The organism is Noviherbaspirillum sp., from assembly GCF_035254865.1.
GTDB lineage: Bacteria > Pseudomonadota > Gammaproteobacteria > Burkholderiales > Burkholderiaceae_D > Noviherbaspirillum.
Genome location: NZ_DATFAF010000050.1, coordinates 1 through 13,854 on the forward strand (window position 1 = coordinate 1; position 13,854 = coordinate 13,854).

The following is a 13,854-nucleotide window of genomic DNA, read 5'->3' on the forward strand; positions in this document are numbered from 1 at the left end:
CGCGCATCAACAAGCAATGAGACGCCGCCGCTTAATGAAAAATCCCCCACCGCTTTGAACTGAGGTAAAGCAATGACTTTATGCAACCTCCTGAAAACCATGTCAGCGCCCGCTTTCCCAGCTAATGACGCAGTAGTACTAGGCGTCCCAGATCCATATACGAAGGGCACGTTGAACCTTGGTTCCTCGTGCCCTTCGTGTTTGATTATTGCGTTCCAGCCTCGTCGGCCGCAGCACGCTACCAGTAACGACGCGAGATCGACTCCGCCACGCAGACCGGCTTGTCGCCGCCGTCACGCTCCAGCGTCACACTCCAGGTGATTTGAGCGCCACCCTGGATGTCTTCCACTTCCTTTAGCGTCATGCGTCCACGGATTCTGCTTCCGACAGGAACCGGCGCCGGGAAACGCACTTTGTTCAACCCGTAATTCACGCCCATCTTTGACATGGACATGGAGACGGCACCCTCCATGATCATTGGCAGCAGCGAGAGCGTGAGAAAGCCATGCGCAATGGTGCCGCCGTAGGGCGATTCCTTGCGCGAACGTTCCACATCAATGTGTATCCATTGATGATCTCCCGTTGCCTCTGCGAACAGGTTCACTCTCTCCTGGCTGATCGTGATCCAGTCGGTGACCGCCACCTCCTGCCCAACCAAACTCTTCAGTTCTTCCACTGATGCGATAACCCGCATGTCGCCTCCATGATAATTATTGATTTGATCCACCGGCTATTGGGGGCGTCGCTTGAACATCCCCATTCCCTTGATGGTCGCCACCAATTCGCCGTGCTGATTCTTGGCCTCCCACAAGGTGACCACGACGCCACGATCAGGTTTGCTGGAAGAAGGACGAATCTCCTGTGCAGTCGTGGTGACGGTCAGTGTATCGCCGCCGCGTACCGGTTTGATCCAGCGGATTTCGTCCACGCCCGGTGATCCGAGGCTAGACGCCTCGCGCAAAAAGCCGTCGACCATCAGCCGCATCATCATGCTGCAGGTATGCCAACCGCTGGCGATGATGTCGCCATAGATCGAATGCCTGGCGGCCTCTTTGTCCACGTGAAACGGTTGGGGATCGAACTTTGTCGCAAAGTCGATGATTTCTTCTTCAGTCACGCTCCGCGATCCGACATGAATCGTCTTGCCAATTTCAAAATCTTCAAAATACCACTTCAATTGCGACATGCTCGTCCCCTCCTTGGTTTATCGGTTTAGCAGGCTGTTGAAAAACTACTGCGCGGGCCGATCCTGGGGCCTGCGGTGCTCTGCGTACAGGCGTACGTGTGCGCTCCTCGGTCCCAGTCTCGGCCCCCTCGCTAGGTTTTTCAACAGCCTTTTAGGCGGCTTCCTTGAACCCAGGCTGCGCGGTGAATCGACCCAGGTGGTGGTCGGTATCGCCGAGAGTCAGCTCAATCATGGTCAGGCGCTTGAAGTGATGTGCCGCCGGCAGTTCATTGGTCACCCCCATGCCGCCATGCAGTTGCACCGCCTGCTGCCCAACGAATTTCAGTGCCTGCCCGATCCGCGCCTTGGCTCCCGATATCGTGCGGCGACGTTCCTGCGCATCCGACGACGACACTTTCACAGCCGCCAGGGTCGCCATCGACCGTGCCTGCTCGGCTTGCATGAACATGTCCGCCATCCGGTGCTGCAATGCCTGGAATTTTCCGATCGGCACGCCGAATTGCTGGCGCGTCTTCAGGTACTCCAGGGTCGCCGCATTGAGCGCGTCCATTGCGCCGACCGCTTCAGCGCACAACAATGCCCGGCCATAATCGACCGCTGCATCGAGGATATCCCAGCCCGCCCCTGCCTTGCCCAGCAAGGCCGAAGCCGGCACGCGCACGTTGGAGAACGCAATGTCGGCGGCACGCTGGCAATCGATGGTACGGTAATCGCGACGCGTGACGCCTGCTGCGTCTGCCGGCACGACGAACAAGGAAATTCCGTCCTCGGCGCGCTGCTCGCCGCCAGTACGCACCGAGACAATCAGTTTGTCGGCTTGCGCGCCGTGGATCACGACCGTCTTCGCTCCGTTGATCACATAGCCGTCCCCGTCCGCCTTGGCTGTTGTCGCCACATCGCACAATTCATGACGAGACTGTTTTTCGCCAAGCGCTGCGGCAAGTTTCAGTTCGCCGCCGGCCACTTGCTCGAGCAATGCTTCCTGTCCGCCTGCCAACTTCAGGAATTGCGCCCCGAGGACGGTTGCGAAATACGGTTCGACGACAAGGCCGCGTCCCAGTTCCTGCATCACGACGAGCATGTCGACTGCGGACCCGCTGAAGCCGCCCTGCTCTTCCGGAATCGGCAAAGCCGTCATGCCAAGTTCGACGAGCGTCGCCCATGCATCGTCCGACACGCCTTTTTCCGAATAGACGATCTTGTTGCGATGCTCGAAGGTGTAGTCCTTGTCGATGAAGCGACGCAGGGCATCCTTGAATTGTTGTTGCTCTGATGTGAAATTGAAGTCCATGCTCGCCTCACAGTCCCAGAATCATCTGGGTGATGATGTTTCTCTGAATTTCATTGGAGCCGCCGTAAATCGACGTCTTCCGATAGTTGAAGTAGTAAGGCGCAAGCGGCGCGGCATCATCCTGCTGCGTGACGCTGTGTTCCTTCTTCCCTTCCAGATATTCAGGATCGAAAGGCATCGCGTAAGGCCCGGCGGCTTCGACCATCAGCTCGGTGAGAGTCTGCTGAATTTCGGTGCCCTTGACCTTCAACATTGATGCTTCCGGTCCGGGGCCGCGCTTCGCATGGTCCTGCGAGAGAACGCGCAGCACGGTGACTTCCAATGCCATGAGTTCGATTTCGAGGCTCGCGACTTTTGCCGAGAACAGCGGATCGTCGAGCAGCGGTTTGCCGTTCTTCATCTGTTTGTTGGCAAGACGCTTGAGGAACAGCAGTTCACGTTTGGCGCGGCCGACCGCGGCGATGTTGGTACGCTCGTGGCCGAGCAGGTATTTCGCGTAGGTCCAGCCCTTGTTCTCTTCGCCAATCAGATTTTCGACCGGCACTTTCACGTTGTCGAAGAACACTTCATTCACCTCATGCTCTTCATCGAGCATGATGATCGGACGAACCGTGATGCCGGGCGTATGCATGTCGATCAGGAGGAAGGAAATGCCTTCCTGTTTGCGCGCATTCGGATCGGTGCGCACCAGGCAGAAGATCATATCCGCATGCTGCCCTAAGGTGGTCCAGGTCTTCTGACCATTGACGATGTAGTGATCACCCTGACGCTCGGCGCGGGTCTTCAACGACGCCAGGTCGGAGCCGGAGCCGGGTTCGGAATAACCCTGACACCACCAGTCGTCGCAATTCAGAATGCGAGGCAGGTAGTGGCGTTTTTGCGCCTCATTGCCGAAGGCCATGATCACCGGCGCCACCATGTTCACACCGAACGGCAGGATAGGCGGCGTTCCGGCGTGCGCGCATTCCTCTTCCCAGATATGGCGCTGTACCGGCATCCAGCCGGTGCCGCCGTACTCCACCGGCCAGCCGGTGCCTACCCACCCCTGCTTGGCAACAATCTTGTGCCAACGGACCAGATCGTCCTTGGAGAGGCGTTTGTGATTGAGGACCTTTTGCTGCAAATCTTTCGGCAGGTTCGCATCCAGGAAGGCGCGAACAGTATCGCGGAAGGTCAAATCCTCCGCTGAGTAGTTCAAATCCATGCTGTCTCCTTGTTGTCCCGGCTAAAAAGCACGACCGTTCGCAAACGATTATACAGTGGATTTTTACGATGTGTTGCGAATTTAATGTGTGTCCGTATGTACTTGTTGGTATGTCAACAATTCGCTTTTCCGGCAGGTTTCTCGAACCGCGCCGTAGAACGACAGGAAGAATCGCGCGACGCTGCGCGCAGCCGCCGGGAACGCTTACTGGAGGGGTTGTTTCAGTGCAGCCGGCACGGGGAGAGACATCACTTCAATCCCCTCTTCAGCCAGGGCCGTGCACTCGGATTTTGAGGCGGTACCGCGAATGGCCCGCTCCGGTGCTTCATTGTAGTGGATGCGCCTTGCTTCCTCGGCAAATCGTTCGCCGACATCCTCGGAATTGGCGACGATCTTGCGCATCATCTCGATCACTTCAGCCTGAATCTGCGTGCTGACATCGGTCTGTGGCGCCTGTGAGGCCGACAGATTCAATCGCGGTGCGGACGGCAGTTTCCTGATTCCGTGACTCTCGCATACCGGGCATTGAATAAGGCCTTTTCCCAACTGCGCACTGAAATCCCCTTCCGAAGAAAACCAACCTTCGAAACGATGATCGTGTTCGCAACTGAGGTTATAGACTTTCATGAAAAGCGGCGCAGTCGGTACGGGTTGAAAATGAAAACTTGAGGCACCGCGGAAGCGGCGCCTTGCATGGAGCGGAGCAATCAGCATTGCTTGCCGACCGGCTTTCCAATGCTCAAGTCCATCACATTTTACATTTTTCCACCAATCCGCGCTTTCGGACGAGGCAGCGGCCTGGCGCTGCTGCATCGGATATTCAAGCGGCGTATCGCAGACGCGCCATGGACGACGCGCGCCGCGAATTCACTGCTTGAATTCAAACTGCTGTTGCGCTTGCTCCAGAAGGTCCGGCAAACGCTGCGCAAGGAGAATCGCCTTTGCACGCCTGCGAGCAGAATGCGCTTCGATGGCGCCTGCCAGCTTCTGCACGTTGGTTTTGATTTCGACGACTTGCTCTGACTTTGCCAGTCGCACCAACGCTCGAAGATTTTCCCGATAAACGTGATATTGGCGGGCGCTTGTATTTTCGCCTAGTGTCGCAACGATCAAGTTCTCAATGACTGCGTCAGTCTCAAGCTTCTTTTTCATGACATAGAACAAGCAAGTTGATGAAGGGAATTTGCTGAGATGCAAGTGTGGAGGATTTTCGACCGCAAATGCTTGAGAATTCTCAATCGTGCCGCGAGTAAATGTTCGGCTGAGGGATAGTATCTGTTCGACGCAAAAAAAATGCCCGTCAGCTCGCGCTGCACGGGCAAACACTTCCTGGGAGGCTTAAGGGACCGAGACCATCTTAAGGGGATCTTGCATCACCCGGTTTGCGTTACCGCAAGGAACTCCCCGGACTTGAGGAAACGCAAAAGTTAATCACAGCAACTGTTGGCAAGTCTGTTGATAAGTCTGTGAATTAAGCAGTAAGCCTTTGATTCAGCGTGTTTTTCCGACCGAGATGGCAAAGTGAGCAACATGCGCGAAGCGCCGTTGAAGCCACACGCGCTTACCCAGGAGAAGGAAGCACGCCCTTCGCCTGCAAGTCCGCATGGTAGGAAGAACGCACCATCGGGCCGGATGCCACGTGTGTGAATCCCATTTTCTCGCCCTGTGCACGCAAGGCATCAAACTCCTGGGGCGTCACATAGCGCTGCACGGGCAAATGATGCGCGCTTGGCTGCAGATACTGTCCCAGCGTGAGCATCTCGATGCCATGCCGCCTCATATCGTGCATGACAGCCTCGACTTCTTCCAGGGTCTCGCCCAAGCCGAGCATCAGGCCGGATTTGGTAGGCACCTTCGGATGCAGCTCCTTGAAGCGTTGCAGCAAATCGAGAGAGCCGTCATAGTCTGCGCCAGGCCGGGCTTGCCGGTAAAGTCGCGGCACGGTTTCCAGATTGTGATTGAAAACATCCGGCGCAGCTTGCCCGAGAATCTTCAGCGCCGTATCGACGCGTCCGCGAAAATCGGGTGTCAGGATTTCGATCGTGATTCCCGGATTCAGCCGGCGTGTTTCCTCGATACAGGAAACGAAATGCCCCGCTCCGCCATCGCGCAAGTCATCACGATCAACCGAGGTGATGACGACATACTTCAGGTCCATTGCCCGGATCGTCGTCGCCATGTTCTTCGGTTCGTCCGGATCAAGCGGATTGGGCCGGCCATGACCGACGTCGCAAAACGGACAGCGGCGCGTACAGATGTCGCCCATGATCATGAACGTCGCCGTTCCGTGCTTGAAGCATTCGCCGAGGTTCGGACAGTTCGCCTCCTCGCAGACCGTATGCAATTTGTTCTCGCGCAGCACCGCTTTCAGACGCTGCACTTCGCGCGTGCCGGTGAACTCGGCCCGGATCCATTTCGGCTTGCGCAAAAACTGCGACGGCTCTGTCGGCACGATCTTGATCGGAATGCGCGCCATCTTCTCGGCGCCGCGCAGTTTTTCGCCCGTCTTGACCGGATGCGGGACGGGTTTCGTGTCACTCATGAGAACCTCTTAGCCGCGATAATAGCGTTGCGGAGTGAACGGCGTCTTCACGACTTCGACAGGCACCGGCTTGCCGCGCACGATCGCTTGCAACGCCGTTCCCGGTTTTGCCAGTTCCGTCGCCACGTAACCCATTGCTACCGGCACGGCAACCGTCGGGCCGAAGCCGCCACTGGTCACCTTGCCGATTGCCCTGCCATCGGTATCGACCAGTTCCGCACCTTCGCGCACAGGCATGCGATCCTTGACCAGAAGCCCGACACGTTTGCGCGCCACGCCTTCCGCAAGCTGGCGCATGATGATGTCCGCTCCCGGATAACCGCCCGGACGAGCGCCATCGGCACGACGGGCCTTGGACAAGGCCCAGCCGAGGCTAGCTTCGACCGGTGTGGTGTTGACGTCCATGTCATGCCCGTACAAACAGAGCCCGGCTTCCAGGCGCAGTGAATCGCGCGCGCCCAATCCGATGGGTGCCACTTCCGGTTGCGCCAGCAACAGGCGAGCCAGCTCTTCGGCCTTGTCTCCCGGAACCGAAATCTCGAATCCGTCTTCGCCGGTATAGCCGGAACGGCTGATAAAGCATTCTGCGCCAACCAGTGTCACCTTTGCGGTATTCATGAAAATCATCCTTGCCGTTTCAGGAGCGAGACGCGCCATCACCGCACCGGCTGCCGGGCCTTGCAGGGCAAGCAGCGCACGATCGGCGAGTTCTTCGACTTCGCACCGGCCGGCGAGATGTTTTTTCAGATGCGCGACGTCCTGCTGCTTGCAGGCGGCGTTCACTACCAGGAACAAATGGTCGCCGCCGTTGGATATCATCAGGTCGTCCAGGATGCCGCCCTGTTCATTGGTGAACATCGCATAACGCTGGAAGTGCAAGGGAAGGTCAACCACATCGACCGGCACCAGCGACTCAAGCGCAACCGCCGCCCCGGCACCGGAGAGCCTCACCTGCCCCATATGCGACACGTCGAACAAGCCGGCTTGCGTGCGGGTATGGTTGTGTTCCTTGAGCACACCGGTCGGATACTGCACCGGCATTTCATAACCGGCGAAAGGCACCATGCGGGCGCCAAGTTCAACATGCAGCTTATACAGCGGAGTGCGCGCCAGGGTTTGCGAGGTGGTATCCATAGAAGTCCGTTCCTTGTTATTGAATGCAAAACGATCGGTGTGCCCTCACCCGTTTCAGAAGAAACAGGTGTTCAGCATTCGATCACATTGACCGCGAGCCCTCCGCGCGCAGTCTCCTTGTATTTAATCTTCATGTCAGCGCCGGTTTCGCGCATGGTCTTGATCACCTTGTCGAGCGACACAAAGTGATGACCGTTTCCACGCAAAGCCATGCGCGCCGCATTGATCGCCTTGATCGAACCCATCGCGTTGCGCTCGATACACGGCACTTGCACCAGTCCACCGATCGGGTCGCAGGTCAGGCCAAGGTTGTGTTCCATGCCTATCTCGGCAGCGTTTTCCACCTGTCCTGGCGAGCCGCCCATCACTTCGGCAAGCGCACCGGCCGCCATCGAACACGCGACGCCGACTTCCCCCTGGCAACCGACCTCGGCGCCGGAGATCGACGCATTTTCCTTGTACAGAATGCCGATCGCGGCGGCCGTCAGCAGAAAGCGGATCACGCCATCATCGCTCGCCCCACCAATGAAACGATGGTAGTAATGGAGGACCGCCGGAATGATTCCGGCAGCGCCATTGGTTGGTGCCGTCACGACACGTCCTCCCGCCGCGTTCTCTTCGTTCACCGCAAGCGCATACAGGTTGACCCAATCCATCGTCGTCAAGGGATCACGCAGGCTCACCTCCGGCTGACTCGACAGATTGCGGAACAGTTCAGCGGCCCGGCGGCGCACTTTGAGGCCACCGGGCAGCGTGCCTTCCTTTTCACATCCGCGCCTGACACATTCCTGCATCACCTGCCAGATCCTCAAAAGCCCTCGGCGCGTCTCTTCTTCCGAGCGCCATGCCTTCTCGTTTTCCAGCATCAACTGGCTGATGGAGAAATTGTTTTTTTCGCACAGGCCGAGCAACTGTTCCGCACTCTTGAACGGGAATCGCAGCACCGTCGTATCCGGAACGATGCGTCCCGCGCCAGCTGCTTCTTCATTCACGACGAAACCGCCACCGACAGAGTAGTAAACCTTGCTCTCGAGCTCCACGCCGCTCGCATCGTATGCAGTGAAGCGCATGCCGTTTGGATGATAGGGCAATGACTGGCGCTTGTGGAGCAACAGATGCTCACTCTCAACGAACGGAATATCCTTTTCGCCAAGCAGCTTGAGGCGCCCTGAATTGCGAATCTGCGCCAGCTTTGATTCCACCGAATCGGTATCGACCTGATCCGGTGCCTCCCCCTGCAAACCGAGCAGCACCGCCTTGTCGCTGCCGTGCCCCTTCCCGGTTGCACCGAGAGAACCGTACAGCTCGGACTTGATCGCTTCCGTTTGCGCGAGCTTTCCCGATTCATTCAGTCCATTGGCAAACAACAATGCCGCACGCATCGGTCCGACGGTATGTGAACTCGACGGCCCGATGCCGATCTTGAACAACTCAAAAACACTGATGGCCATAATTTCTGTCTGCCATTTCAATCCCCATCAATGAAGCCACCGTAACGTTGCCTGGATGGAGAAATGCCGCACTGCTGCCTGTAGACAGCGGCGCGGCAACATCAAGCCTTATTCGTAATCCGAGACCGGCGGGCAGGCACAGACCAGATTGCGATCGCCATAAACATTATCGACCCGGCCGACCGGAGGCCAATACTTGTTGCCTCGCAAGGAGCTCACAGGGAATACAGCCTGTTCGCGTGAATATTTGCGATTCCAGTCGCCGGCGATATCCATTGCCGTATGCGGCGCATGGCGCAGCGGGCTGTCTTCGGAGGTGATGCTGCCATTTTCGATGGCGCGAATCTCCTCTCGAATCGCAATCATCGCGTCGCAGAAGCGATCCAGCTCATCCTTTGCTTCGCTCTCGGTCGGCTCGATCATCAAGGTGCCGGGAACCGGAAAGGACATGGTGGGTGCGTGGAAGCCGAAGTCCATCAGACGCTTCGCCACGTCATCGACCGTCACGCCGGTATCCTTCACGGGACGCAAGTCGACGATGCATTCATGCGCCACGAGACCGCCCTCGCCTGCGTACAGGATCGGGAAATGCGGCGCAAGACGCTTTGCAATGTAATTGGCATTGAGGATCGCAAACTCACTCGCTTCCTTCAAACCCTGGCGCCCCATCAGCTTGATATAGGTCCAGCTGATCGGAAGGATGCTGGCGCTGCCCCACGGCGCGGCACAAACCGGCCCGGAGTGATTCTCAAGCACGCGATGCCCCGGCAGGAAAGGCGCCAGATGCGACTTCACGCCGATCGGACCGACGCCCGGTCCGCCACCGCCGTGCGGAATGCAGAAGGTCTTGTGCAGGTTCAAATGCGACACATCACCGCCGAACTTGCCCGGTGCGCACAAGCCGACCATGGCATTCATATTCGCGCCGTCGATATAGACCTGCCCGCCATGCGAATGCACGATGTCGCAAATTTCACGTACCGCCTCTTCAAACACACCATGTGTCGAAGGATAGGTAATCATCATTGCAGCCAGGTCGGTCGCGTGCGCGTCGGCCTTGGCCTTGAGATCGGCGACGTCCACGTTGCCGCGTTCGTCACACTGCACCACGACGACCTGCATGCCCGCCATATGCGCGGTAGCCGGGTTGGTACCGTGCGCCGAACTCGGGATCAGGCAGACGTTGCGATGTCCTTCGCCACGGCTCTTGTGATATCCGCGAATCGCCAGCAAACCGGCATACTCGCCTTGCGAACCGGCATTCGGTTGCAGGGAAACCGCATCGTATCCGGTGCATGCGACCAGCATCTGCTCCAGTTCCGTGATCAGTTGCTGATAGCCCTGCGCCTGGTCGAGGGGCGCGAACGGATGGATGTTGCCGAATTCCTTCCATGTGATCGGAATCATCTCGGTCGTCGCATTCAGTTTCATCGTGCAGGAACCGAGCGGAATCATGGTGCGGTCGAGCGCCAGATCCTTGTCTGCCAGCGCGCGGAGATAGCGCAGCATCTGGGTTTCGGAATGATGCGTATTGAATACCGGGTGGGTCAGATAAGCACTGGTGCGAATCAGCGACTCCGGAATGCGATCGGCAGCGTCAGCTTCACAGGCAGTGAACGACGGAATCGCCTTGTTGCCGCTGAAAACGGCCCACAAGGTTTCCACATCCTCGCGCGTCGTTGTCTCGTCCAGAGACACGCCGACGGTTTCGCCGTCGACGGCACGCAGATTGATCGAGTGTTTGCGCGCCGATGCATGAATCTCCTCGGTGCGGCTACCCGTGCGTACTGTGATGGTGTCAAAGAACGACGGCGTGCGTACGTCGAAATCCATTCTGCGCAAGCCTTCGGCAAACGCTGCAGTCAAACGATGGACGCGTTGTGCAATGGTCTTCAATCCCTTCGGGCCATGGTAGACCGCGTACATGCTGGCGATATTCGCAAGCAGGACCTGTGCGGTACACACGTTGCTGGTCGCCTTCTCGCGGCGGATGTGCTGTTCGCGGGTTTGCAGCGCCAGGCGGTACGCCTTGTTCCCGTGGCTGTCGATCGACACACCGACCACACGTCCGGCCATCAGGCGCTTGTTTGCATCGCGCGTGGCGAAATAGGCCGCATGCGGGCCGCCGTATCCGAGCGGAACACCGAAGCGCTGTGCGGATCCGATCGCAACGTCAGCACCGAATTCGCCCGGCGGCGTCAAGACCGTCAACGCCAGCAGGTCGGCTGCGACGACGACCAGCGCGTTCTTCGCGTGCGCCTTTGCGATCGTGTCAGCGTAGTCATTAATCTCGCCGTCCAGCGCCGGATACTGCAGCAGCACGCCCAAACAATCCTGTTGTTCGAGATCGCTGCGATGGTCGCCAACCACTACTTCGACACCAATCGGTTCCGCTCGAGTGCGAACGACATCAATCGTTTGCGGGAGGCAATCCTTCGAAACAAAAAAGACCTTGCTCTTGCTCTTCGAAACCCGCTGGCAGAACGTCATTGCCTCGGCAGCGGCAGTGGCTTCATCGAGCAACGACGCATTGGCAATTTCCATGCCGGTCAGGTCCGAGATCATGGTCTGGAAGTTCAACAAGGCTTCCAGCCGGCCCTGCGAGATTTCAGGCTGGTATGGCGTGTACGCGGTATACCAGGCAGGGTTCTCAAGCAGGTTGCGCAGAATGACGGTCGGCGTGTGGGTGTTGTAGTAACCCATGCCGATGTAAGACTTGAACACCTGGTTCTTGGAAGCGATCTTGTGCAGTTCGTCCAGCACCTCAGGCTCGGTTCGCGAGCCTTCAAGCTTCAACTCCTCGTTCGTCAGAATCGCATTCGGTACAACCTTTTTGATAAAGGACTCCATGGATTCGAAGCCGAGCTCAACCAGCATCGCCTTCCGGTCTGATTCTCCGGGGCCGATATGCCTGTCGATGAAGTCGGTGCGCTGCTGCAAATCCTCAAACGCAGCCCGTTTCTGAATCATGGTTACCTCTCAAAAAACTTGATTAATGTGAATATGGCGCAATGGCCCCAAATGCTGTCCTGGATGGTGGGTCGCTCTGCTTCAGCCGAGCGTGTCGATGTATGCCTTGTAACCGGCCTCATCAAGGAAGCCGTCCAGATCCGCAGGTTGATTCACCTTGAATTTATAGAACCAGCCGGCGCCCATCGGATCTTCGTTGACCTTGCCAGGCTCATCGGCCAGCGCGCTGTTGACTTCCGTGATGACGCCTGTTGCCGGCATCAGAATTTCACCCGCGGTCTTGACGGACTCGATCACCGCCGCTTCTTCGCCCTTTGCGTATTCCTTGTTGACTTCCGGCAGTTGGACGTACACCAGATCGCCGAGATGGTCCTGTGCGTAGTCGGTGATGCCTACCGTTACGGAGCCATCGCCTTCTACGCGCAGCCATTCGTGTTCCTGAGTAAATACGGTTTTGCTCATTTTCTTATCTCCTGAAGGTTATTAATCGAACTGCCGTCTGGCTAAAATTTGTGGGATGGCGCCGCACCTATGAAGCGGACACCTATCATGTTTTTCAAGCGCTTGATCAGGTATGACTTCTAGCGGGCCGGAGGCGTCTTCATCCTGCCGGTGGTGCCGGCGCGAAGAAAAAAACATCTATGTTCATTCGGCGAAATTTTAGAGGGTTCCATGTTTTTAATGTGTTCAATAGCCACACCAAAACATTTAAATACAAAATCCTTTTTCTTGTTTTCGTTTAATTTTGAAAAATCTTGTCATTTATATTTCATTGATGAAAACAATGAAATTCTCGCTTCACCGGCCCGGAAAAACCCCGGTCGCAGGAAGGCAGCCGCCAGTGTAGATACTCGATAGTCAGACCGAAACACTTGGCCGGTGTTCCGGAGAAATGTCTTCCCCCGTCAGGTCATACAGCGCTCCGTCGGCGCGTTCAGCATCCGCAGATGCAAGGGGAACGGCGCGCAAACCGACGAGTGGACAGTCACACACGCAATCCTCGGGCGAGTTCCAATCGCTTTGCCGCAGAGGGAACAACATGATTGGTGCCGTTGTGAATTGTCAAAGTAATGACCATACATTTAGACAATGATGTAGACATAACACATTCCCCAATACACCTTCGACCGGCATCCGGTCCGGACAAATCGCGAACGTTCATCCTATGTCGAAGCTGCAATCCGCAAAATCCGCCATTGAAGCTGAAATCGCCCATGCAAAACAAGGGCTGGCGTATTACCAATCGCGAATCGACGATTTGGAGCAGACGCTTTCTCAACTCGACAGCATTATTGCGTCGGAGAGCGCTCCAGCCACCCAACGTGGAAGGCGGCAAAAACAGCCGCTATCCGAAGGAAACCGAGCAAAGCGTGGACGCACGAAACATGTCGTCAAGGACATCGCTACCGGCGGCATGGATCTGCCATCCACGCCCAGCGAATATTGGATGGATCTCATCACTGATCAACCGCAAACGGCGCCCGAGATCTTGAAGTCGGCCGTTGATTCTCTTGGGTTCACGCCCTCTCCAGCGCAGGTACAAAAGTTGCGCCAGCGCCTCACACCTGCCCTGCAGGCACTCCTTAAATCGGAAAAAATTCGAGACTCCGGATCAAGGCGAGAACGCCGCTTTTTCAAGGTTTGAGAGCAACGCCTTCCTGCCCGTTCACGGCAGACGGTGTTGCGGGGAACGCAAAGAGACGATCGCTTGAGGTCCGCCATACACGCGAATAACGCGAAGAAGCTAGGCGGCAGCAATATTACGAGGATTGGGACCGATGATCAGGCAGATGGAATGAAGAACCGCGGATGATGCGCAACTCATTTACCGAAAATGCATCAGGTGACCTGACCTGCCCTGTTCGGCGACTTCTTTTCAGCGAGGAATCTCATTGAAGGTGCCTTGGTGCCCGAGACCGGAATCGAACCGGTACGCCCCCTCTCGGGTAAGCGGCGGATTTTAAGTCCGCTGTGTCTACCAATTTCACCACTCGGGCACAGTGCGGCACTAATCTACCGCACAAACAAAAAAAGCGCACGCGGCGCTTTTCTGAAAACTGGAGGCGAGGATCGGAA

At 57.0% G+C, this 13,854-nt stretch carries 12 protein-coding genes and 1 tRNA gene; 1 reads left to right on the forward strand and 12 read right to left on the reverse strand.

Annotation, left to right across the window (positions count from 1 at the left end):
* Positions 1 to 238: 238 nt before the first annotated feature.
* From VJ651_RS13000 to gcvH, 11 genes are all read right to left on the reverse strand, one after another.
* Positions 239 to 694 (reverse strand): MaoC family dehydratase, encoded by a 456-nt coding sequence (locus VJ651_RS13000; protein ID WP_136417386.1) that lies wholly within the window; start codon positions 692 to 694, stop codon positions 239 to 241.
* 36 nt (positions 695 to 730) lie between these two features.
* Positions 731 to 1,186 carry a MaoC family dehydratase gene (locus tag VJ651_RS13005; RefSeq protein WP_136417387.1) on the reverse strand — a complete coding sequence of 152 codons (456 nt, stop codon included), beginning with the start codon at positions 1,184 to 1,186 and terminating at the stop codon, positions 731 to 733.
* 151 nt (positions 1,187 to 1,337) lie between these two features.
* Positions 1,338 to 2,477 (reverse strand): acyl-CoA dehydrogenase family protein, encoded by a 1,140-nt coding sequence (locus tag VJ651_RS13010; protein WP_324107859.1) that lies wholly within the window; start codon positions 2,475 to 2,477, stop codon positions 1,338 to 1,340.
* 7 nt (positions 2,478 to 2,484) lie between these two features.
* Positions 2,485 to 3,681, reverse strand: a complete 1,197-nt coding sequence (locus tag VJ651_RS13015) for an acyl-CoA dehydrogenase family protein (protein ID WP_324107860.1) — start codon at positions 3,679 to 3,681, stop codon at positions 2,485 to 2,487.
* Positions 3,682 to 3,885: 204 nt separating this feature from the next.
* Positions 3,886 to 4,308, reverse strand: coding sequence for a DUF1178 family protein (locus VJ651_RS13020; RefSeq protein ID WP_324107867.1), 423 nt, complete (start codon positions 4,306 to 4,308; stop codon positions 3,886 to 3,888).
* Positions 4,309 to 4,548: 240 nt separating this feature from the next.
* A complete protein-coding gene (locus VJ651_RS13025) occupies positions 4,549 to 4,833 on the reverse strand; it encodes a hypothetical protein (protein WP_324107861.1) in 285 nt (94 codons plus the stop codon).
* Between the two features lie 409 nt (positions 4,834 to 5,242).
* A complete protein-coding gene (lipA, locus tag VJ651_RS13030; RefSeq protein ID WP_324107862.1) occupies positions 5,243 to 6,223 on the reverse strand; it encodes a lipoyl synthase in 981 nt (326 codons plus the stop codon).
* A 9-nt stretch (positions 6,224 to 6,232) separates the two neighbouring features.
* The gene (gene gcvT / locus VJ651_RS13035) at positions 6,233 to 7,357 is read right to left on the reverse strand and encodes a glycine cleavage system aminomethyltransferase GcvT (RefSeq protein WP_324107863.1); all 1,125 of its coding nucleotides are present in this window, start codon (positions 7,355 to 7,357) and stop codon (positions 6,233 to 6,235) included.
* Positions 7,358 to 7,428: 71 nt separating this feature from the next.
* Complete coding sequence (locus tag VJ651_RS13040; RefSeq protein WP_292933851.1) at positions 7,429 to 8,808, reverse strand: L-serine ammonia-lyase; 1,380 nt, start codon at positions 8,806 to 8,808, stop codon at positions 7,429 to 7,431.
* A gap of 108 nt (positions 8,809 to 8,916) precedes the next feature.
* Positions 8,917 to 11,778, reverse strand: coding sequence for an aminomethyl-transferring glycine dehydrogenase (gene gcvP / locus VJ651_RS13045; protein ID WP_324107864.1), 2,862 nt, complete (start codon positions 11,776 to 11,778; stop codon positions 8,917 to 8,919).
* A gap of 81 nt (positions 11,779 to 11,859) precedes the next feature.
* Positions 11,860 to 12,240, reverse strand: a complete 381-nt coding sequence (gcvH, locus tag VJ651_RS13050) for a glycine cleavage system protein GcvH (protein ID WP_324107865.1) — start codon at positions 12,238 to 12,240, stop codon at positions 11,860 to 11,862.
* Positions 12,241 to 12,943: 703 nt separating this feature from the next.
* Between gcvH and VJ651_RS13055 the strand changes: the two genes are divergently transcribed.
* Positions 12,944 to 13,423: a hypothetical protein gene (locus tag VJ651_RS13055; protein ID WP_324107866.1), complete on the forward strand. Its 480-nt coding sequence runs from the start codon at positions 12,944 to 12,946 to the stop codon at positions 13,421 to 13,423.
* A gap of 259 nt (positions 13,424 to 13,682) precedes the next feature.
* Here the strand turns inward: VJ651_RS13055 and VJ651_RS13060 are convergent.
* A tRNA-Leu gene (locus VJ651_RS13060) sits at positions 13,683 to 13,775 on the reverse strand.
* Positions 13,776 to 13,854: the final 79 nt, after the last annotated feature.

Coding starts and splice junctions, on each gene's coding strand:
- VJ651_RS13000 (WP_136417386.1), bottom strand. CDS start 694: ATGCGGGTTATCGCATCAGTGGAAGAACTGAAGAGTTTGGTTGGGCAG.
- VJ651_RS13005 (WP_136417387.1), bottom strand. CDS start 1,186: ATGTCGCAATTGAAGTGGTATTTTGAAGATTTTGAAATTGGCAAGACG.
- VJ651_RS13010 (WP_324107859.1), bottom strand. CDS start 2,477: ATGGACTTCAATTTCACATCAGAGCAACAACAATTCAAGGATGCCCTG.
- VJ651_RS13015 (WP_324107860.1), bottom strand. CDS start 3,681: ATGGATTTGAACTACTCAGCGGAGGATTTGACCTTCCGCGATACTGTT.
- VJ651_RS13020 (WP_324107867.1), bottom strand. CDS start 4,308: ATGAAAGTCTATAACCTCAGTTGCGAACACGATCATCGTTTCGAAGGT.
- VJ651_RS13025 (WP_324107861.1), bottom strand. CDS start 4,833: ATGAAAAAGAAGCTTGAGACTGACGCAGTCATTGAGAACTTGATCGTT.
- lipA (WP_324107862.1), bottom strand. CDS start 6,223: ATGAGTGACACGAAACCCGTCCCGCATCCGGTCAAGACGGGCGAAAAA.
- gcvT (WP_324107863.1), bottom strand. CDS start 7,357: ATGGATACCACCTCGCAAACCCTGGCGCGCACTCCGCTGTATAAGCTG.
- VJ651_RS13040 (WP_292933851.1), bottom strand. CDS start 8,808: ATGGCCATCAGTGTTTTTGAGTTGTTCAAGATCGGCATCGGGCCGTCG.
- gcvP (WP_324107864.1), bottom strand. CDS start 11,778: ATGATTCAGAAACGGGCTGCGTTTGAGGATTTGCAGCAGCGCACCGAC.
- gcvH (WP_324107865.1), bottom strand. CDS start 12,240: ATGAGCAAAACCGTATTTACTCAGGAACACGAATGGCTGCGCGTAGAA.
- VJ651_RS13055 (WP_324107866.1), top strand. CDS start 12,944: ATGTCGAAGCTGCAATCCGCAAAATCCGCCATTGAAGCTGAAATCGCC.